This is a genomic window from Kitasatospora sp. NPDC048298 (genome assembly GCF_043201465.1).
GTDB lineage: Bacteria > Actinomycetota > Actinomycetes > Streptomycetales > Streptomycetaceae > Kitasatospora.
The window spans coordinates 1-1239 of sequence record NZ_JBICYZ010000178.1; the positions used below are offsets into that span (position 1 = coordinate 1).

A 1239-nucleotide genomic window follows, 5' to 3' on the forward strand; every position below is an offset into this window, starting at 1 on the left:
TGGCAGGCGCGGGGGTGGCGGACGAGCCGCTGCCGGAGACCACCGAGGCGCCGGCCGAGCCGGAGCCGTGGGCCGTGGGGGTGGCCGTGGCGGCGGGCGTGGGGGTAGCCGTGGAGGTGCCGGTCGCGGCAGTGGCCATTCCCCCCGCGGTCGCGAGGGCCGCGGCGGTGGCGGTGGCGGCGATGAGCATGATCGGGCGGATGCGCATGAATCCGTGTCCTTTCCTGCGGGCGTCCGGTTGACGCCGGCACCCCTGTACGCCTCCCGACGCCCGGCAGGTCGCACCCCGCGCACGTGATCCAGGTCATAGGCCGTCGGTGCGACCCAGGGACGGCGCTCGTGCGTACAGGGCGGGAGGCCCCGCCCAGGACGCACGGCTCCACCGCCGCGACCGAGGAGTGCCTCCTCGCGCATCGCCTGTGCCGTGAACTGACGGACAGCCCCAGAAGAGAGGCCCTTGATGACGCCACAGGAGTTCGACGCGTTCTACGCGGCGTCCTTCTCCCGCCTGACCGGGCAGCTGTACGCGTTAACCGGCAACTGGTCCGAAGCGCAGGACGTGGTCCAGGAGGCCTTCATCCGCGCGTGGGACCGAAGGCGCACCTTCGACCCGGACGAAGCCCCGGAGGCATGGATCCGGACCACGGCCCGGCGGCTGGCACACTCCCGCTGGCGGCGTCTCGCCCGGGGCCTGCACTTGGCCGGACGCCACCACCGCCAAGAACCACCCACCGTCGAGCCGCCCACCGAGGAGCACCTGATGCTGGTCACCGCGCTCCGCGACCTGCCCGAAGCACAACGAGGCGCCCTGGTCCTGCACCACATGTGCGACCTCTCCGTCGAGCAGGTCGCGGCCGAGACCGGCGCCAGCGTCAGCGCCGTCAAGAGCCGCCTCGCCCGCGGCCGGACCGCGCTCGCGGCCAAACTCGCTGACCGAACCCCGACCAGCGAGGAAGGAAAGCTCCGTGTCTGACCCCATCCACGACACCCTCGCCGACCGGCTGCGGCTGCTCGGCACGCAGATGCCCGCACCGACCCTGCCCGCTGCGGAGATCCGCCGACGCGCCGACCGGCGCCGCCACCTCCGGCACGCGCTGGGCGCGACCGCGGCCTGCACCGCGGCAGCCCTGTGCCTGGTCCTCCCGTCCGTGCTGCACTCGCCGGGGCCACAACACTCACCGGGGCCACAACAAGGAGCAGCCACCACGAACTCCTCACCCGTGCCCGCTTCCCCCCACC

At 73.4% G+C, this 1239-nt stretch carries 2 protein-coding genes and 1 pseudogene; 2 read left to right on the forward strand and 1 reads right to left on the reverse strand.

Going from position 1 to position 1239, the window contains the following annotated elements; all coding sequences use genetic code 11:
• On the reverse strand, positions 1-208 hold a 208-nt coding region (locus ACGF0D_RS44300; protein ID WP_392926270.1), incomplete at its 3' end, for a hypothetical protein.
• A 252-nt stretch (positions 209-460) separates the two neighbouring features.
• Between ACGF0D_RS44300 and ACGF0D_RS44305 the strand changes: the two genes are divergently transcribed.
• Together ACGF0D_RS44305 and ACGF0D_RS44310 are read left to right on the forward strand one after the other, a co-directional pair.
• Entirely contained in the window at positions 461-973 is a 513-nt protein-coding gene (locus tag ACGF0D_RS44305; protein ID WP_392926271.1) for a SigE family RNA polymerase sigma factor, read from the forward strand.
• Positions 966-1239 (forward strand): annotated as a pseudogene (locus ACGF0D_RS44310) (hypothetical protein); the annotation flags it as partial. The gene ACGF0D_RS44305 and the pseudogene ACGF0D_RS44310, both read left to right, overlap by 8 nt.

What these genes read in the sequence shown, in the direction of transcription:
- ACGF0D_RS44305 (WP_392926271.1), top strand. Translation starts at nt 461, where the DNA reads ATGACGCCACAGGAGTTCGACGCGTTCTACGCGGCGTCCTTCTCCCGC.